The following is an 18,256-nucleotide window of genomic DNA, read 5'->3' as shown; positions in this document are numbered from 1 at the left end:
TGTTGTCCCCCACCATAAGGCATATTCCCAAGCATTACTCACCCGTCCGCCGCTCGTCAGCAAAGTAGCAAGCTACTTTCTGTTACCGCTCGACTTGCATGTGTTAGGCCTGCCGCCAGCGTTCAATCTGAGCCATGATCAAACTCTTCAATTAAAAGTTTTTTCTGTCCCGAAGGACATGCTCAATGAATTCTGAATTTTGATATCTTTCGATATCGAATTGACTGTGCTGAAACAAGTAAACTTGTTTCCGTTGGTCACTCAGTTCAATTGAGACTCTAAATTTGTTTGCGTCATCTAGCGAACTAGAATCTGCTGTTAGAACTCAATCTGTACGAGTGCCCACACAGATGATTGCTTTATATTGTTAAAGAACGTTTCGAGTTGCTTTCGCGTCTCGAGGGATGCGTATAATACATCCTTAATTTTTTGAGTCAACACTTAATTTTAAACTTTCTTTTTAGACCGTTTTAAACCGAAGTTTTACTTAACTCTCTGCCACTTTGTTCAGCGCTTTTCATTGCTGCCCGCCGTGTCAGTGGATGCGCATTATAGGGATGCGAAGAATTAACGCAAGCACTTTTTGTAGAAAACTACTAAAAACTTACCTTTCGCGCAAAAAACAAGCTAAAGGCAGTAAAAAACATAGTTTGCTGTATAAAATACAGCCAACTTTTCTCGAGAGGATCTTAAGTATTATCGAAATTAGGTAATACGCAAGTTTTTTTAAATAAAAAAGCGCCTGTATTTAAGTGGCGCTTTTATCAATCAACACTAGATTTAGTACAAGATACTATATAATTTACGGCGATACTTAGAAGCAAGTGCATCACCATCAGGTAAGGAGGCAATGATTTCTAGGTATGTTGGTTTTGCATCCGCGTAATTTAGATCTTTTTTAAGCACAGTAAATAACATCTCAAGTGCTTCTTCTTTGCGACCTGCAATGTTTAAGGCATTGCTTAGCTCTAGTTTTATCTCAAGATCATTTGGATATTTTTCTACTTTCGCTTGTAGTGCTTTTATTTCTGGTGAATCTGTTGCTGCTAACGCTTGTTCACATTTAGCTTGGATATTGGTGAAATACGCATCACGTTCATTTTCTGCAACCGAAGCTAATAATGCTTGCGCATCATCTAGCTTATGAATTTGAATACAGATATCAGCTAACACTAACTTTACACGAGTATGGTTTGGATCTAGCTCGTATGCCTGCTTTGCATAACTAAATGCATTATTTAAATCCTGATTAATTAACGCTTGTTTAGCTTGCTCAAGTAATAATTCATGTTGTGCGGGTAAATGCTTTGCTAACGCATCACGAATTTGCTGCTCTGTTTGAGCACCAGGTAACATATCAACAGGCGCTGAGTCTTTTAACATCACAAGAGTGGGTAGTGCTTGCAAACCTATTTGCTGTGCAAGTTGACTTGCAAGTGCCTGCTCAACATCACAATCTAACGTTGCTACTAATAAATGCTCACCATATTCGTGTGCCATCTTCTCTAAAATAGCAGCTTGTTGATGACACTCTGGATTTTGTGCAGAGTAAAAAGTAAGTAACACTAATTTTTCAGCGGACGTTTCACCCAGTGCTTGCTGCAAATTTTGCGGGGTAAGATTTATCATATTATTCATTTGATTGATTGCACTATATAAGTATTTAAGTTTTGATATAGTGGCAAACATAACAATTACAAGTCCTACGGGTCGAGGTCATTATGAAATTATCTGCTATTTCTGCAGCTTTATTACTTCTTAGTCCATTCGCGCAAGCAACAACGCTCGATTTAAATCTTCAAAAAACCATGCCTGAGATTGAAGATCTCTATTTAGATTTGCATCAATCTCCTGAGTTGTCATACCACGAAAAGAAAACGGGCCAAAAGTTAGCAAAGCAATTAAAACAACTGGGCTTTACTGTTACAGATAATGTGGGTGGTTACGGCGTTGTTGGGATATATAAGAACGGTGATGGCCCTACGGTCATGATCCGCACTGATACTGACGGCTTACCAATTGTTGAACAAACTGGTAAGCCATACGCCTCTAAAGTAACTGTCACTAATGATGCTGGTGCAACCGTTGGCGTAATGCATGGCTGTGGTCATGATATTCACATGAGTTCATTTATTGGCACAGCCCAACAGTTAATGACACACAAAGATCAGTGGCAAGGCACTTTAATGATGGTGGCACAGCCAGCAGAAGAAGTAGGAGGCGGTGCAAAAGCCATGCTGAAAGAAGGGCTCTTTACTAAGTACCCTACTCCAGACCATGTTATTGGTTTACATGTTAGTGCCAGTGTTCCTGCTGGCAAAGTTAGCATGAAAACAGAATATACGATGGCAAGCGTTGACTCTGTTGATATTACTGTAAAAGGTAAAGGCGGTCACGGTGCCTACCCACACACAACAATAGACCCTGTTGTAATTGCTTCACGTATTGTGTTGGCGCTGCAAACTATTACTAGTCGCGAATTGTCACCACTTGAACCATCGGTTATCACGGTAGGTTCTATTCACGGGGGCTCTAAACACAATGTCATTTCAGATGAAGTAAAACTGCAATTAACACTGCGTAGCTATAATCCTGAAGTACGCTTGCAACAAATCGCTGCGATTAAACGAATTTCTAAAGGCATCGCATTAAGTGCCGGACTTGATGAAAGCTTAGCTCCTGAAGTATTTGTGCATGAAGATGAGTCAATTCCTTCGACTTACAATAACCCTGCACAAACCAATGTAGTGCGTTCAGCAATTGCTAATGCTATTGGTGAAGACAATGTACTTGAAACTGAAGCTGTAATGGCTGGTGAAGACTTTGGTCTATACGGTCGTACAGAACAAAACGTACCAATTACTTTGTTTTGGTTAGGCGGTGTTGAGCCGAGTCAATATGATGAAGCGATGAAATCTGGTGCAACATTACCTTCTTTACACTCAAGTAAGTTTGCACCTGATTACAAAAAGGCGCTTCCTACAGGCATAACAGCTATGAGTAACGCCGCAGTTGCCCTGTTCAATAAAAAATAGTTTAGGCTGACTTAGCTCTAGGCTTAGCTTTTCTTTTAAAACGTCGCTTTTGCGGCGTTTTTGGTAATTGGGAAAATACTTGACTGTCGCACTGCTTCGCTTGCTCAACTAAAGCATGCAGCTCTGCCAGTAATGGCGTTAAAAACTGCTGATAACTCATGTGTTGCTCAGCTATATTCCCTAATGATGCTTCCCACTTAGCTGTTAAATCAGGGCTAGCAAGCTGCTCTGGTAATGTACTAATGAGTGCTTTTCCTGTTGCCGTTGCTAAAATGTTTTTACCCTGACGCTCTAAAAAGCGGCGCTTAAATAAAAGCTCAAGAATACCTGCCCGTGTAGCCTCAGTGCCTAAGCCATCGGTTTCTTTAAGGATCTTTTTAATTTCAGGATCTTTCACATACCGGCTGATGCCTGTCATAGCACTTAATAAGGTAGCATCAGTAAAATGCGCTGGCGGTGTCGTCATTTTGTCTATCACTTCGCCTTGATTGCAATGCAGCAACTGACCTTTTTCAAGAGCAGGCAAGGTTTGCTCATCTTTTAACTCTGTTTTGCCCATCAATGTTTTAAAGCCTAGGCTAACATCTTGCTTAGCAGCTGCTTTAAAAAGCCCACCTGCAATTTCAACCGTTACTTTGGTTTCGTTAAATACATAGTCTGGATAAAACTGGATTAAATAATGACGACAGATCAACCGATAGACTTTTTGTTCATCACTATTTAATGTTGCTGAGCGAAGTTGTTTTTCGGTAGGTACTATCGCGTGGTGAGCTGCAACTTTGCTGTCATTAAAACATTTACTACGCTTGCTCGTATCAGCTTGCTTACAAGCTTCACTTGCTTGCCCTTCATTATTAGCAATAGCAGCAATAATTTTAGCTGCATCTTTATGATGCTCTTTTGGTAAATAGCGATTATCTGATCGAGGATAAGTAATTAACTTATGACGTTCATATAAGCTTTGACAGGTATCGAGCACCTTTTGCGCAGGCATTGAAAACGCTTTTGCCGCATCGATTTGTAAAGCTGATAAGTTATAAGGTAGCGACGCTTGTTGCTTTTTTTGCTTCTGCTCAAGCTCAACTACTTTAGCTGGCTGATTAGTTATGCGTGACACAACATTTTCAGCAAGTCCTCTATGTAATACCCGCCCTTCTTCATCTTGATAAGGTTCGCATGCTTTGCTTGGCTGCCATTTAGCAGAAAAAGTTTGCTGCTGCTCAGTTTCAAGATGAGCTAATACTTCATAAAAAGGTTTTGCTACAAAGTTCGCTATTTCATTATCACGATTTACAACTAAACCTAAAATAGGTGTTTGTACCCGCCCAACAGATAACACATTACCAAATCCAGCTTTTTGCCCAGCTAGCGTATAAGCTCGCGTTAAATTCATACCAAATAGCCAATCAGCACGCGAGCGAGCTAAAGCAGATACACTCAAGGGAATAAAATCACGATTCAATTTTAAATTATTAAGTGCTTTTTTAACTGCACTTAAGTTTAAATCGCTGATCAAGAGTCGTTGAATTTGCTGTTTTTTAGCTTGACTTAGTTTGACCTGATCAATTACTTCATCAACCAATAGCTGGCCTTCACGGTCAGGGTCACCTGCATGAACTATGATACTTGCCTGCTTGATTAGCTTTTTTAATACAGTGAGTTGTTTACGGGTTTTTGCTTTAGGTTTTAATTGCCATTGTTCTGGCACGATAGGTAAGTGCTCAAATCGCCACTTTTTAAAACTTGCATCGTAATCATCGGGCTCTGCTTGTTCAAGCAAATGCCCTACACACCAAGAAACACAATCACCATTAGCAAGCTCTATATAACCATCCTGTTTTTTCTGTGGTTTTGGCAGCGCATCTGCAATGGCCCGTGCTAGGGAGGGTTTTTCGGCAATGTAAAGTTTCATAAAGCAACACTAAATACTGTTTTTATAAACAGTAGTCTAGCACAGGATTTTTAACTTAGGAATCGCTTAAGCTTGCTGACTTCGTCGAGTAAAGAGATAGATAAGTGGTAGGTAACAAACGACCACAGTACCAATATTGATTAGCGGTAGCAGGGTCTTATACATGTAGGTACTGTATGATAAATCCCAAAGATGGCGGTCGACCAAACGGAACAGTTGTAAAATTGGCGCCATAATAACAACAAGTTGTCCCAACACACTTTGCCATAAGTAGACTTTGTCTTTAATACCTAAATAAGCAATGATTGCCATCCAAGCAATATCATTAAAAGCCCAGACTACATAGCGCCAGATATAAATGTCATCAAATTCTTTTAAAGCAGAATAAATAAGAGTTCCATAAAGGAAAAAAGCAGCAGTAATAACAGAGAAATAAAAAGCAGGCCAATCTTTACGAAGATAAAAAATAATAATAGCTGGGCTCAAAATGAACACCCAGCTATTGCTTAAGATAACTCTAATTTCTACAAACCAGTCAGGCAAAATGTAGCGCCTTAATCAGTTTTATCGTCATCACCGCCATCACCATTGCCTGGCATATAGCTATATTTATCAACTTTTTTCATTTGTATACTCCATTACATCTGTTAATGAAGTTTCACTTTAATTGATTTATTGCCTCACATCAATAGGCTCAGATTCATGCGCCTTACCTTGCATAATAGAGATCTCGACTCGTCGGTTACGCCTACGATCTTCATCGGTTACATTCGGTACTAGTGGCCTTGTTTCTGCGTGACCTACAACCATCATACGAGATTTATCAAAACCGGGGGCCTTTTCCATTTCGCTAGCAACTGCAACAGCACGTTTTGACGACAAATCCCAATTGTTTGTATAAAGCTCATTCGATACTTGGAAATCATCTGTATGCCCTGACACGGTTATTTCACCCGGCACATCTTTTAACAGCGTAGCAATATCACGAATGATAGGTTTAAACCTAGGCTGTAAGAAAGCACTGCCTGATGGGAATGAACCATTCTCACGAATGCGAATAATAATTTGCTGACCTAATGACTCAAGTTCAATCGCACCATCCATAATTTGCTGCTCAAGCTGTTGGGCAATTTTCTTCACAAGCTCATTCGTTTGCTCTTGATCGGCTGCAGAAATTGACTGCTCCATTGCTTGTTGCTGAGCAGTGCTTTGTGATTCCCCACCACGCTTATTACCACGCTGTTCTTGACGACCACCTGCAGAGCTTTCATCACCAGCCTGAAACTCGAGCATTTGTTGTGTCATCTCTACGGTTTGTTGTTGAATTGTCTCGATAGGAGTAGGTTCAGGTTTGCCTGGAGTGAACTCCATTGCAATGACCGAGGTCCCTTTTGGAATATCTTTTACTTCAATTTTATTTTGTACACCAAAAGCAAACTTCATTGAACCTGCTATCTGCTTAAACTTAAGAACATCCATTTCCGAGAAAGCAAGCAAGAGTACAAAGAAGCACATTAATAGCGACATTAAATCTGCGAAGGTTCCCATCCAGGCAGGTAACCCCGGAGGTGGACATTTGCACTCTTGATCTGACATGCCCTACTCCTCGGTATCGACTTTACGTTTTGATTCAGCTAAATAGTTTTTCAAGATGCCTTCGATGACTTTCGGGTTTTGACCATCTTGAATACCCAGTACCGCATCAAGAATTAAACGTTGGTTGAGAGCTTCTTCATCTTTACGCAGCTCTAGTTTTACCTGAATAGGAATTGCAACAACGTTAGCCAAAAAAGCACCATAAAGTGTTGTTAAAAGAGCTACAGCCATTGCTGGACCAATTGCTTTTGGGTCATCCATGTTAGATAACATTGCAACCAAGCCAATTAGCGTGCCTATCATCCCCATCGCAGGAGCGATATCGGCAAGCGACTTAAATAAACCTGCACCAAGTTCATGGCGAGTAGCGGTGAGGGAAATATCTTTTTGCAGTGTGGCACGAACTACATCAGCATCATGACCATCCACTAACATATCAACCCCTTTGCGCATAAAGCCGTTAGGGATTTCGGCTTCTTCTAATGCTAAGAAACCACCTTTACGTGCTGAGTCAGCTAATTCTACTGCTTTTTCAATTAATTCTTCTGGCGATTCAATTTTGAACATAAAGGCTTTTGCAGCGACCTTACCAATGCCCAAAAATTGCCCCATAGTGAAGTTCGATAACACGATAAAAATCGAACCACCAAATACAATGACCACCGAAGGCGTGTTATAAAACATTGCAACTTGGCCGTCACTACTTAATACCATCGACATAGCAATTAAGCCTATGGCACCAAGAATACCTATTATGGTTGCTAAATCCACATACCCCTCCAGAGGAACAATTACACGACACCAACGGCATCAAATTTTTATTATTAACTGCTTATCGGCAAGCAATTGAATTACTTAAATCATTAAATGAATTAATTTTATTTTAATGTAAGATTTTTAAGCTACAAGTTGCCGCTACTTCTAAAACCGTAAAAATAGCATATTGATTTCCTTTTATGCGCAAAAAAACACATCATTCTTTGACCTAGTTTAGCATTCCCCCTAAAATTGGCCTCACTTTCTATTAGCTATCGAGGCCACTATGGCAACAAAGAAACCAGAAAACTTGAGTTTTGAAGAAGCACTGGATGAATTATCTCAGATTGTTGCACAAATGGAGCAAGGTGAACTGTCTTTAGAACAATCGCTAAAACAGTTTGAGCGTGGTATAGCGCTTGCGAATGCCTCATCTGGAAAATTACAACAAGCCGAACAAAAAGTGGCCATATTAATGGGTAACGATAGCCAAGCTCCTCTTAGCAACTTTGACTCAAACTTGGACTAATTAAGTGCAATTAAAAGAACAATTACAACGCGCTCGAGAAGACGTTGAAGCACATTTAAATCGCTATTTCGAACTGCCACTAAACACTGAAAAAACCATTAAAGAAGCCACTCATTACGGCGTTTTAAATGGTGGTAAGCGCTTACGTCCTTACCTCGTTTATGCGACGGGCCGCATGATGGGAGCTGACAAAGCTGACCTTGATATTCTTGCCGCTGCTATTGAGTGTATTCATAGCTACTCGTTAGTTCATGATGACCTACCAGCAATGGATGATGATGACTTAAGACGTGGCCGCCCTACTTGTCATATTGTTTATGGTGAAGCGCAAGCTATTCTCGCCGGTGATGCTCTTCAAACATTAGCATTTGATTTAATTGCTAACCATCAGTTTGCAGTACCTGCGACACAACAGGTAAGAATGATCGCCTCGTTAAGCAAAGCCTCAGGTATAGAGGGTATGGTAGGTGGTCAGGCACTTGATATTGAAGCCACTGATAAAGCAATTACAGTCGAAGAACTAGAACGTATTCATCAACTTAAAACTGGCGCATTACTCAACTGTGCAATTACCTTGGGGGCTTTGGCCGCGCCGCAATGTGATGAGCAAACGTTAAAGCAACTTAATTTGTTTGGTCAAGCAATTGGTCTGGCTTTTCAGGTACAGGACGATATTCTCGATGTAGAGGCAGACACCGAAACGTTAGGCAAACCGCAAGGTTCAGATATTGCGGCCAATAAAGCGACCTACCCTGCATTATTAGGTATGGCAGGCGCTAAGCAAAAAGCACAAGACTTATTGGCTCGGGCTCATAAAGCACTTGAGGCTATTGATTACGACACCCGCGAGCTGGCAAGCCTTGCTAGCTATATTGTTGAGCGTAATTATTAACGTCTAAAAAAGAAAGACAAAATAACTAAAAAATCAGAGCAGCAATGGGCTATAATGCACTCTGGTTAGCGAAGGATGTATATAAAATCATGACACTTGATAGTAGCAAGTATCCATTATTAAGTTTGGTTGACGAACCAGCACAACTGCGTGATATTGCGCAAGATAAGTTACCTGCGTTTAGTAAAGAGTTACGCGAATACCTGCTTAATTCAGTTTCGCAAAGTAGTGGTCATTTAGCATCAGGTTTAGGTACTGTTGAGTTAACAGTGGCCCTTCATTATGTCTATAACACCCCTGAAGATCGTTTAGTATGGGATGTGGGTCATCAAGCATACCCGCACAAAATCTTAACGGGTCGCCGTGACCAAATGCATACTATCCGTCAAAAAGACGGTTTACACCCTTTCCCATTCCGTGAAGAAAGCCCTTACGACACCTTCAGTGTTGGTCATTCAAGTACTTCTATTTCTGCAGCGCTCGGCATGGCTATTGCCGCTGAAAAAGAAGGTAAAGATCGTAAAACGGTTGCTGTTATTGGCGATGGCGCAATTACTGCTGGTATGGCATTTGAAGCGATGAACCACATGGGCGATGTAAACCCTAACGTGTTAATTATCTTAAACGATAATGAAATGTCGATTTCAGAAAACGTAGGTGCCCTAAACAACCACTTTGCACGTATTTTGTCTGGTAGCTTCTACACCAATATTCGCGAAGGCAGTAAAAAACTTCTTTCGGGTTTACCGCCAGTGAAAGAACTTGCCAGCCGCATGGAAGAACACCTAAAAGGTATGGTCATTCCGGGCACATTCTTTGAAGAATTAGGCCTAAATTACATCGGCCCAATCGACGGTCACGATGTCAATATGTTGGTCGATACCTTACGTAATATGCGTAACCTTAAAGGCCCTCAGCTACTGCATATTAAAACGCAAAAAGGTAAAGGTTATAAACCTGCTGAAGCGGATCCAATTGGTTACCATGGCGTACCAAAATTTGATCCGAGCATGTCTAAATTACCAAAATCAAAACCTGGCGCTGCCACATTCTCAAATGTGTTCGGTGACTGGCTTTGTGATATGGCAGCACAAGATGACAAGCTAATGGCGATTACTCCTGCTATGCGTGAAGGCTCAGGCATGGTTCGTTTTTCTAAAGAGTACCCAGCGCAATACTTTGATGTAGCAATTGCTGAGCAACATGCTGTAACGCTTGCAGCTGGTTTTGCTTGTGAAGGACTAAAGCCTGTTGTTGCTATTTATTCAAGCTTTTTACAACGTGCGTACGACCAACTTATTCACGATGTGGCATTACAAAACCTACCGGTTTTATTTGCTATTGACCGTGCCGGGATTGTTGGTGCTGATGGTGAAACTCACCAAGGTGCTTACGATTTAAGCTTTATGCGCTGTATTCCTAATATGATTATCATGGCACCAAGCGACACTAATGAGTGCCGCCAGATGCTGTATACAGGTTACCAATGTAATCAACCTGTTGCCGTACGATACCCACGTGGTAGTGCAGGCAATTGTGATGTTGAATCAACAATGAGTGCGATTGAAATTGGTAAGGCGCGAAGTATCAAACAAGGCAGTAAAGTGGCAATCTTGTCATTTGGTACGCTACTAGAAAACGCCAAATCAGCTGCTGAAGAGCTTAATGCAACAGTGATTGATATGCGCTTCATTAAACCTCTTGATACAGAGACTATTAGCGAGTTGCTGAGTAGCCACGATGTGATTGTTACCCTAGAAGACAACGCCATTGCTGGCGGTGCGGGTTCTGCTGTGAATGAGTACTTAGCTGCAATTAAAGCAAATGTGACTATCTTGAACTTAGGTATTCCAGATGAATTCATTAAGCATGGTACGCAAGACGAAATGCACGCCGAAATGGGCTTAGATGCAAATGGCATCTTAACTAGCATCAAAGAGTTTATGGCCTAAGCCGTACACTAATAAAACAAAAAAGGAGCCTTAAGGCTCCTTTTTTGTCATCGTTTATATTAGCGCATCCAAACCTTAATATCAGCAAGACCTGTTTCTTGAAGAACACCCAGTTGTTTATCAACATTATTATTTTGCTCAAACTCAAAAGCATCTAATTGTTCATCAAAGGTAATATTTGCAACGCCATCACCACCGCGCTTTTTCACTTGGTGTAGCGCGATATCAGCTAAATTAACAGACGTTTCCCAGCCAATCACTTGACCACCCAATAAAGGTAATGGATAGAAAGACCAGCCAATAGACGCAGTGATGGTGGTCGATTCCCCATTTGGTAGCCTAAATGGGTTTGCTGCAATTGCTTCACACAAATCAGCAACATAATTGTCTATAGCTGTACGTTTGAAATCACGTAATAAGAGTAAAAACTCATCGCCACTCCAGCGTGCGACATAGTCTGAGCCTTGTGTCCGGCTATTCAACAATGTCGCCATTTGCTGTAAACAACTATCGCCTGCAAGTGGTCCATAGGAATCATTGATGCGGCTAAAGTTATCAAGGTTAATTATCAGTAGCACCAACGACTTACCCTGTGCTTGCAATGATTGCGAATTACGTTGGAAATGTTCAATATCTTTAGGGAGCTGATCAAACAAGAAGCGACGACTACGAAGCCCTGTTAGCTCATCTGAGTGACTGACTAACTTAAGCTGAGAGTTTACTTGGTTAAGCTTATCGTTGGCTTCACGAAGCTCTACGGTGCGCTCTGTAACTAAGCTTTCAAGTGCTAATTGTTTACGCTTCTCTTGCGCCCTAAACACCCAAAACACGAGGTAGAACAATAAAATAAAACTACTTGTGATCAAGAGTCTAAAGTAAATGGTCTCGTCAAAGCGACGTGGAACAACGAATGTGTACTCGGTACGACGAGCCTTTTGCCAATCTTCACCACCACGTTTGGCTTCTAGCTGAAACAAAAATGCCCCCGGCGGTAAATTTGTATAAATAGCCTCACGGCGGGTGTTTGCATAGCGCCAATCACTGTCTAAACCACTCAGTCGATATCTAAACTCAATACTTGAAGGAGCAAAATAATCAATTGCGGTATATTTGATTGTCACATCGCGCTCATCAATTTGTAGCTCAGGTTTATCACCTAAAGTAGCGGTACTTAAGCTTCGCAGCGGCGTAATAATACTTTCAATACGCGGCTTAAGCGCTTGCACACCAAAAAGCTCAACACTTTTAGGTATTTCAACTACCCCTTGTAAGCTTGGGTACCAAATAGAGTTACCTGTGTCTGCAACAGCATCATGGCCAAGACCAGCACAGCACTGACTGGCTTTACCATCTAATTGTCGGTCAAATGATGAGATCACTTGCTCTACTTTTAAGCTCTCGATATCAGTACCAAATTGCTCTACCGGCATGCGGTAAACGCCCTTCATGGTACTTACCCAAATACGTTTTAACTGTTTGTCATAAACAAGGCTGAAAATCGAGCCGTACGGTAGGCCGTCTGTTGCATCAAGTTGACGCCACTGACCTTGGGTGCTGCGATAAAATAAACCATCGTTAAGAGAGCCAATTAATATCCCCACCCCTTCAATATTTAAAATACTGGTGACGTAGGCACTTTCTAAGCTAGTTTGGTCGCCAATTTTTTCAATACCACGGTCAGTAAAGTAATAAGCCCCTTTACTGGTACCTATTAAGCCAAAATTTTGCTCATCAAGCACATAGGTAATAAATTTACTGCTCAAGAATGCATTGTAAGCAAAAGGTGTTAAACCACCGTAACTTAAACGGTACATACCGCGGCCAGTACCGAGCCAAAAACCGCCTTTACTAGAACGGCTAATTGCGAATACAGGGTTATCGCGCAGTGCTCGTCCAGGCACTGTATACAAGGTTTGATTCTCATAGTAAAAAACACCGCGACCTGTAGCAATGTATAAGCGGTCACCATCAAACTGCAAATCGTGTACTGCAGCCCGACCAAACTGATTACTTGGTATTTGATTTACAAAATTCTTATTGTAATCGAAGTAGCCGACACCACTGCGGTTAGCCACCCATAGTTTGCCATCAGGTGCTTGGCTAATCGCCATCACCGCTTCTGTCATATTTGAAATAGCTGAGTGGCGCTCAATACGCCCTTCGTGAGCAAGCCATAACCCCTCACTGAAACTTGCCAGCCAAATATTATTTTGATTATCACGGAAAATATCTGCAAACCAAATACTTTGATCAAGCTGACTTGGCTCAACCCATTGCCAGTCCCCCGAGTTATCTCTAAAGAGTAAACGGCCATAAGTTGAAATCCACAACGCTCCATCTGAGTCGCTCATAAACTTGTAAACGGCAGAGTTACTCGCGTTAGGAAGTGGGAATGGACGCAGCTCGTCATCTAAATCAAGAAAGTAGGCACCAAGCTCAGAGGCAAGGTATAAATTACCCTCAAGCCACGCCATATCATGAATGATGGTTTGCGCTAGGCGCTCAGGCAGAGAGACTTTTGCGGTAAGTTCTAAGCGCAGCTTTGCAAAATCAGATGAAGTATTAGTTAAACGTAGTAAGTGGCGCTCGTTAACCAGCCAAATACCTTCTGGCGACAGCGCCATTTGGCTCACTGAACCAACTATTTGCGTGATTGCCGTAGCATTTGATACTGGCACGACTAACGCAGAGTTTTGGTTTAGAGTGACTTGATTTCGAGCAACATAATAAAGGCCGTTGGCTGCAATCCAGATACTGCCTTTAGAGTCTTCAAGAATGTCGCGCACTGGGCCTTTAACATTAAAGGTTTGCGACATCATCGTTCTTGGATCGAGGGTTACTATCCCGTTTTTAGTGCCAACCCAAAGTAACCCCGTACTATCAACTAATAGCTTGTTAATACCATTACTTGGCAAGAAATCACTATTTTGTGTGTTGAAGTTGGTGAAAGTATTACCATCAAAGCGGCTCAAACCGAACTGAGTACCCAGCCACATGTAGCCTTGCTCGTCTTGAGCGATGCTCTTAAGAGATTGAGATGGCAAGCCGTTTTGGATATTCCATTGTTTGACGACGTAGTCAGTAATAGATGCAAACGCAGGCATACTGCATAACACCAACAAACAGACAACTAAAAATCGCATCATATACTTGCCACCAAGTAACACTGTATTAATCGTTTAAAAGGGTAAATAGCCAGCTTTAAACAAAGCCTGTACACAAATTAATGAAAAAATACCTGCTAAAATATCATCAGCCATGATGCCCAAGCCACCGTGTAAGCGCCTATCGAGAATACGAATAGGGCCTGGTTTAGCGATATCAAAAAAGCGGAACAATAAAAAACCAACTAACAATGACTGCCAACTAAGTGCAGCACCAATCATGGTGATATAATAACCAGCAACTTCATCCCAAACAATGGCAGGATGATCATGCACCCCTAAGTCATCTGCTGTTTTACCACAAGCCCAGATACCAAATACGCTGATCACAATTGCAAATACAATCTGTAACCATAGCGGAAAGTACATGGTTGTAAAAATAAATGGTAATGCAGCAAAAGTACCAAAGGTGCCAGGTGCTTTAGGTGCTAGGCCTAAACCAAAACCCAAACCAAATAATTGATGTGGGCGTTTTAAATTAAATAATCGGTTACTACTCAAACCGGCTCCTTTGCAAAGTGTTGAAACCCTTTACCTTGATAGTTAAATTTTTCACCATCAAGTAGTAGTTCAATTTCACTTTCGCCACTTTTTATTTGCCCAACACAGCTGGCTTCGACGCCATATTGACGAAGTTTCATATCAACCATGCTTTTATTGCTTTCAGGCACAGTAAAAAGTAATTCGTAATCGTCGCCGTAATTTAAAATATAGTCAAACTGTTCAGGGCGTGGAATTGATGCGTTGACAGCATCAGACACAGGTACTTTATCAACATGGATCACTGCACCGACTTGCGAAAGCGCCAATACATGACCTAAATCAGCTAATAAACCATCAGAGATATCGATGGCAGCAGAAGCCGCACCTCTTAACACCTGCCCAGCTGCAACTCGCGGAGTCGGGTAATCGAAACGATTGTTTAAATAACTTAAGTGCTCAGGCGCGATGTCGAAACCTTGCTTACGTGCTTCGATCGCAACACCTGCATCACCCAGTGGCCCGGTCACATAAATCCAATCACCTACCTTTGCACCACTACGACGCAATGCTTTGCCTTCAGGCACAATACCTTTGGCACAAATAGTAATTGTGAGCGGACCTTGTGTAGTGTCTCCACCGATGATTTGCACATTAAAGTATTCCGCAATTTCATGCATACCTTCTGTGAACTGCTCAATCCATTCCATATTCACTTCAGGCAGGGTCAATCCCACTGAAATCCAGGTAGGTTCAGCACCCATTGCAGCCAAATCACTTAAGTTAACAGCTAACGCCCTATGCCCAAGGGCGCGAGGAGAAATGTCATCAAAAAAGTGTACACCTGCAACTAATGTGTCGGTTGTCACAGCTAATTGACAGTTTTCTGGCACAGTGACCAACGCACAATCATCACCTATACCAAGGTTTACATCACGACGGATGATACCGCGACCTTTAAAGTAACGGTTAATTAATTCAAATTCCTTCATTCACAAAAAAGCCGGCCCAAGCCGGCTCTCCTTTACGGGGCTACTTACTTACGCAGCTCTTTAACTGCTTTATCAAGTACACCGTTGACAAACTTATGGCTGTCTTCAGCACCAAACATTTTAGCAAGCTCAATACCTTCATTGATTGCTACTTTGTATGGAACGTCTTCACGGAATTTCAGCTCATAGCCAGACAGACGTAAAATTGCTTTTTCGACCATGTCTAACTCATCTGCTGGGCGTGCTAAATGTGGCGCAACGATTTCATCTAATTGCTTACAGTTAACAACAACACCGCGTGCTAGGTCTTTGAAATATTCGACGTCGATTTTAGTCACATCATTTTCAATTAACATTTGCTGTTCAATATCAGCAATTGGGTTACCGCTTAACTGCCAAGAGTATACGGCTTGAAGTGCTAAGATACGTGCTTTACGTCTTGCTGCTGGTTTCACAGAGATTCCTTAAACTTAAATTTTGTCTAACACATTAACCATTTCAAGCGCACCTAAAGCAGCTTCGCCACCTTTGTTACCCATTTTGGTACCTGCGCGCTCAATTGCTTGCTCAATGCTTTCAGTGGTTAATACGCCAAATGCAACCGGGATATCGTACTCAAGTGATACTTGTGCAAGACCTTTGTTTGATTCGCCTGCGACTAAATCAAAGTGTGGTGTACCACCTCTGATCACAACGCCTAGAGCGATGATTGCATCGTGTTCTTTCTTTGCTGCAACGCGTTTCGCTGCTAAAGGTAATTCAACGGCACCTGGTACGTAAACAACAGTAATGTCGTCGTCAGATACGCCACCTGTGCGCTTAAGCTCATCAACAGCACCTGCTAATAGGCTGCTACCAATAAAGTCATTAAAGCGAGAAATGACAATGGCAAACTTTTTGCCCGGTGCGTATTTATTACCTTCAATAATTTTCATTTAATAACCCTAAAAAATAAGTTTAAGCGGTTGCGATTGCGCAAAAATTACGGCGCATAATACCACAAAAATATAAAAGTAGCCTAGTTAACCTGAACTCTGGCTAATAAATCTAACTCTAGTGGCTACTCGTAACGCTAACCGCATTGAATTTAAATAAAATTACGAGTAAACCTCTTAATTAAATTACGCGTTAACTAAGATTGCGGCTCAACATAGTCAACCACTTCTAAGTGGAAACCTGATAGTGCATGGTATTTTTTCGGACGGCTCATTAAGCGCATTTTTTCAATACCTAAATCAGCCAAAATCTGCGAGCCCACACCGACAGTACGCGATGTCCCTTGGAATTTACGATGATTTACATTTTCACCCGCATCTTCGGCAGCAAATGCTTTTACCATTGCTTCAAGGTCTTCAGTTGATTCTTGCTTACCCAAAATAACCAGCACGCCATTGTGTTCTGCAATGTAAGCCATCGCATCCGATAAGCCCCAACTGCGATCAGCACTACGATCAGATAATAAAATATCATTGAAGGTACTTTGTAAGTGAACACGAACAAGCGTTGGCTCTTCTTTCGATACTTCACCTTTTTGTAAAACATAGTGAAGTTGACCATCGATGGTGTCTTTGTAGGTAACTAAATCAAACTCACCGTGATCTGTTGGCAGTTTACATTTAGCAACACGCTCAATGGTGGTTTCGTTTAGGTTTCTGTATTCGATTAAATCTGCAATAGTGCCAATCTTTAAGCCATGCTCTTTTGCAAAAACTTCAAGATCTGGACGACGTGCCATGGTGCCATCGGCATTTAAGATTTCAACGATCACAGATGAAGGCTCAAGACCCGCTAAACGAGCTAAATCACAACCGGCTTCGGTATGACCTGCGCGTGTTAACACGCCACCTGGTTGCGCCATAATTGGGAAAATATGCCCAGGTTGTACGATATCGCTCGGCACAGCACCTTTGGCAATAGCTGCTTGAACTGTACGTGCTCGGTCAGCTGCTGAAATACCTGTCGTTACGCCTTTCGCTGCTTCAATCGACATAGTGAAGTTAGTTGAAAAAGCAGCACCGTTATTTTTAACCATTAACGGCAAATCTAACTGCTGGCAACGCTCTTGCGTCATCGTTAAACAAATTAAACCACGACCGTGTGTTGCCATAAAATTGATAGCATCAGCACTGATATGCTCTGCTGCGATGATTAAATCGCCTTCATTTTCTCTGTCTTCATCGTCCATTAAAATAACCATTTTACCGGCTTTAATGTCATCGATAATTTCTTGCGCGCTGTGTAGATTCATAATGTGCCCATGAGAGTATGATTAATAGTGACGTATCTTTGCTTATTTAATAAAACCAGCTTGTGCTAGCAAGCTCATTGATATGTCTGAACGGGAAGGTTGTTCGGCCCCTTTTATTAGACGCTCTAAATAGCGAGCAATCTGGTCAACTTCTAGGTTCACCTGAGTACCCACTTGAAATTCTGCAATCGTTGTTTGCTCTGCGGTATGCGGAACAATAGTCAACTTGAAGCGGTTTTGCTCGACCTCGTTGACCGTTAAACTAATACCATCAATACATACCGAACCTTTGTAAGGAATGTACTTCATTAAATCATTGTCAGTACTTAGCCAGTACTCTGTTGCACGGGCATTAGGACTGATACTTTCTACAGTCGCAATACCATCAACATGACCAGATACTAAATGCCCACCTAAGCGAGAAAGTGGTTGCATGGCTTTTTCAAGGTTAACTGTTTGACCTTTTTTATAGTGAGCAAAGCCCGTTAAGCTGATTGTTTCGTTTGATAAGTCAGCACTAAAACCATCGCTATGTTTAGCGACAACCGTCAAACACACACCATTGGTGGCAATACTGTCACCGAGCTTAACGTCTTTCATATCCAAATTAGTGCTTTGAATACGAATAGCTAGGTCACCTTGCTTTTGTGTTAGTTCAACAATTTTACCTGTTGCTTCAATAATTCCAGTAAACATAGTG

Annotated in this window: 16 protein-coding genes and 1 rRNA gene; 4 read left to right on the top strand and 13 right to left on the bottom strand. The window is 41.6% G+C overall.

Annotated features, from left to right (window positions below; genetic code table 11):
• Both ACSFVZ_RS11030 and ACSFVZ_RS11025 read right to left on the bottom strand, forming a co-directional pair.
• A 16S ribosomal RNA gene (locus ACSFVZ_RS11030) occupies positions 1 to 154 on the bottom strand; the annotation flags it as partial.
• Positions 155 to 780: 626 nt separating this feature from the next.
• Entirely contained in the window at positions 781 to 1,638 is an 858-nt protein-coding gene (locus ACSFVZ_RS11025) for a tetratricopeptide repeat protein (protein WP_435558853.1), read from the bottom strand.
• Between the two features lie 83 nt (positions 1,639 to 1,721).
• Between ACSFVZ_RS11025 and ACSFVZ_RS11020 the strand changes: the two genes are divergently transcribed.
• Positions 1,722 to 3,035 carry a M20 metallopeptidase family protein gene (locus ACSFVZ_RS11020; protein ID WP_435558852.1) on the top strand — a complete coding sequence of 438 codons (1,314 nt, stop codon included), beginning with the start codon at positions 1,722 to 1,724 and terminating at the stop codon, positions 3,033 to 3,035.
• Between the two features lies 1 nt (position 3,036).
• On the opposite strand, the gene ACSFVZ_RS11015 is transcribed toward ACSFVZ_RS11020, so the two are convergent.
• The 4 genes from ACSFVZ_RS11015 to pomA form a co-directional block, all read right to left on the bottom strand.
• Positions 3,037 to 4,947 carry a DNA topoisomerase III gene (locus ACSFVZ_RS11015; RefSeq protein ID WP_435558851.1) on the bottom strand — a complete coding sequence of 637 codons (1,911 nt, stop codon included), beginning with the start codon at positions 4,945 to 4,947 and terminating at the stop codon, positions 3,037 to 3,039.
• A 66-nt stretch (positions 4,948 to 5,013) separates the two neighbouring features.
• Positions 5,014 to 5,490, bottom strand: coding sequence for a hypothetical protein (locus tag ACSFVZ_RS11010; protein WP_135923697.1), 477 nt, complete (start codon positions 5,488 to 5,490; stop codon positions 5,014 to 5,016).
• A gap of 129 nt (positions 5,491 to 5,619) precedes the next feature.
• A complete protein-coding gene (locus tag ACSFVZ_RS11005; protein ID WP_135923696.1) occupies positions 5,620 to 6,543 on the bottom strand; it encodes a flagellar motor protein MotB in 924 nt (307 codons plus the stop codon).
• 3 nt (positions 6,544 to 6,546) lie between these two features.
• Entirely contained in the window at positions 6,547 to 7,314 is a 768-nt protein-coding gene (gene pomA, locus ACSFVZ_RS11000) for a flagellar motor protein PomA (protein ID WP_135923695.1), read from the bottom strand.
• A gap of 271 nt (positions 7,315 to 7,585) precedes the next feature.
• Here pomA and xseB point away from each other — a divergent pair, with 271 nt between their 5' ends.
• The 3 genes from xseB (at position 7,586) to dxs (ending at position 10,672) form a co-directional block, all read left to right on the top strand.
• A complete protein-coding gene (gene xseB / locus ACSFVZ_RS10995) occupies positions 7,586 to 7,828 on the top strand; it encodes an exodeoxyribonuclease VII small subunit (RefSeq protein WP_054552565.1) in 243 nt (80 codons plus the stop codon).
• A gap of 4 nt (positions 7,829 to 7,832) precedes the next feature.
• Positions 7,833 to 8,720, top strand: a complete 888-nt coding sequence (gene ispA, locus ACSFVZ_RS10990) for a (2E,6E)-farnesyl diphosphate synthase (protein ID WP_135923694.1) — start codon at positions 7,833 to 7,835, stop codon at positions 8,718 to 8,720.
• Positions 8,721 to 8,809: 89 nt separating this feature from the next.
• Positions 8,810 to 10,672, top strand: coding sequence for a 1-deoxy-D-xylulose-5-phosphate synthase (gene dxs / locus ACSFVZ_RS10985; protein WP_135923693.1), 1,863 nt, complete (start codon positions 8,810 to 8,812; stop codon positions 10,670 to 10,672).
• A gap of 59 nt (positions 10,673 to 10,731) precedes the next feature.
• Here dxs and ACSFVZ_RS10980 read toward each other — a convergent pair whose 3' ends face one another.
• The 7 genes from ACSFVZ_RS10980 to ACSFVZ_RS10950 form a co-directional block, all read right to left on the bottom strand.
• Positions 10,732 to 13,818: a ligand-binding sensor domain-containing diguanylate cyclase gene (locus ACSFVZ_RS10980; protein ID WP_135923692.1), complete on the bottom strand. Its 3,087-nt coding sequence runs from the start codon at positions 13,816 to 13,818 to the stop codon at positions 10,732 to 10,734.
• Positions 13,819 to 13,851: 33 nt separating this feature from the next.
• Positions 13,852 to 14,337 carry a phosphatidylglycerophosphatase A family protein gene (locus tag ACSFVZ_RS10975; protein ID WP_135923691.1) on the bottom strand — a complete coding sequence of 162 codons (486 nt, stop codon included), beginning with the start codon at positions 14,335 to 14,337 and terminating at the stop codon, positions 13,852 to 13,854.
• The gene (gene thiL / locus ACSFVZ_RS10970; protein ID WP_435558850.1) at positions 14,334 to 15,308 is read right to left on the bottom strand and encodes a thiamine-phosphate kinase; all 975 of its coding nucleotides are present in this window, start codon (positions 15,306 to 15,308) and stop codon (positions 14,334 to 14,336) included. The genes ACSFVZ_RS10975 and thiL overlap by 4 nt, the downstream gene beginning before the upstream one ends.
• Before the next feature lie 44 nt (positions 15,309 to 15,352).
• Positions 15,353 to 15,763 (bottom strand): transcription antitermination factor NusB, encoded by a 411-nt coding sequence (nusB, locus tag ACSFVZ_RS10965; protein WP_054552571.1) that lies wholly within the window; start codon positions 15,761 to 15,763, stop codon positions 15,353 to 15,355.
• 15 nt (positions 15,764 to 15,778) lie between these two features.
• Complete coding sequence (ribH, locus tag ACSFVZ_RS10960; protein WP_036966328.1) at positions 15,779 to 16,243, bottom strand: 6,7-dimethyl-8-ribityllumazine synthase; 465 nt, start codon at positions 16,241 to 16,243, stop codon at positions 15,779 to 15,781.
• 197 nt (positions 16,244 to 16,440) lie between these two features.
• A complete protein-coding gene (gene ribBA / locus ACSFVZ_RS10955) occupies positions 16,441 to 17,556 on the bottom strand; it encodes a bifunctional 3,4-dihydroxy-2-butanone-4-phosphate synthase/GTP cyclohydrolase II (RefSeq protein WP_138558307.1) in 1,116 nt (371 codons plus the stop codon).
• Between the two features lie 42 nt (positions 17,557 to 17,598).
• On the bottom strand, positions 17,599 to 18,252 hold the full coding sequence (locus tag ACSFVZ_RS10950; protein WP_135923688.1) for a riboflavin synthase: 654 nt from the start codon (positions 18,250 to 18,252) through the stop codon (positions 17,599 to 17,601).
• Between the last annotated feature and the right edge of the window lie 4 nt (positions 18,253 to 18,256).

This window comes from Pseudoalteromonas nanhaiensis, from assembly GCF_051235485.1.
Lineage (GTDB): Bacteria > Pseudomonadota > Gammaproteobacteria > Enterobacterales > Alteromonadaceae > Pseudoalteromonas > Pseudoalteromonas lipolytica_C.
This window is presented reverse-complemented; position numbering and strand designations above follow the sequence as displayed.

Excerpts from the sequence above, each read along its gene's own strand:
- ACSFVZ_RS11025 (WP_435558853.1), bottom strand. The coding sequence starts at position 1,638 with ATGAATAATATGATAAATCTTACCCCGCAAAATTTGCAGCAAGCACTG.
- ACSFVZ_RS11020 (WP_435558852.1), top strand. The coding sequence starts at position 1,722 with ATGAAATTATCTGCTATTTCTGCAGCTTTATTACTTCTTAGTCCATTC.
- ACSFVZ_RS11015 (WP_435558851.1), bottom strand. The coding sequence starts at position 4,947 with ATGAAACTTTACATTGCCGAAAAACCCTCCCTAGCACGGGCCATTGCA.
- ACSFVZ_RS11005 (WP_135923696.1), bottom strand. The coding sequence starts at position 6,543 with ATGTCAGATCAAGAGTGCAAATGTCCACCTCCGGGGTTACCTGCCTGG.
- xseB (WP_054552565.1), top strand. The coding sequence starts at position 7,586 with ATGGCAACAAAGAAACCAGAAAACTTGAGTTTTGAAGAAGCACTGGAT.
- dxs (WP_135923693.1), top strand. The coding sequence starts at position 8,810 with ATGACACTTGATAGTAGCAAGTATCCATTATTAAGTTTGGTTGACGAA.
- ACSFVZ_RS10980 (WP_135923692.1), bottom strand. The coding sequence starts at position 13,818 with ATGATGCGATTTTTAGTTGTCTGTTTGTTGGTGTTATGCAGTATGCCT.
- thiL (WP_435558850.1), bottom strand. The coding sequence starts at position 15,308 with ATGAAGGAATTTGAATTAATTAACCGTTACTTTAAAGGTCGCGGTATC.
- ribH (WP_036966328.1), bottom strand. The coding sequence starts at position 16,243 with ATGAAAATTATTGAAGGTAATAAATACGCACCGGGCAAAAAGTTTGCC.
- ribBA (WP_138558307.1), bottom strand. The coding sequence starts at position 17,556 with ATGAATCTACACAGCGCGCAAGAAATTATCGATGACATTAAAGCCGGT.
- ACSFVZ_RS10950 (WP_135923688.1), bottom strand. The coding sequence starts at position 18,252 with ATGTTTACTGGAATTATTGAAGCAACAGGTAAAATTGTTGAACTAACA.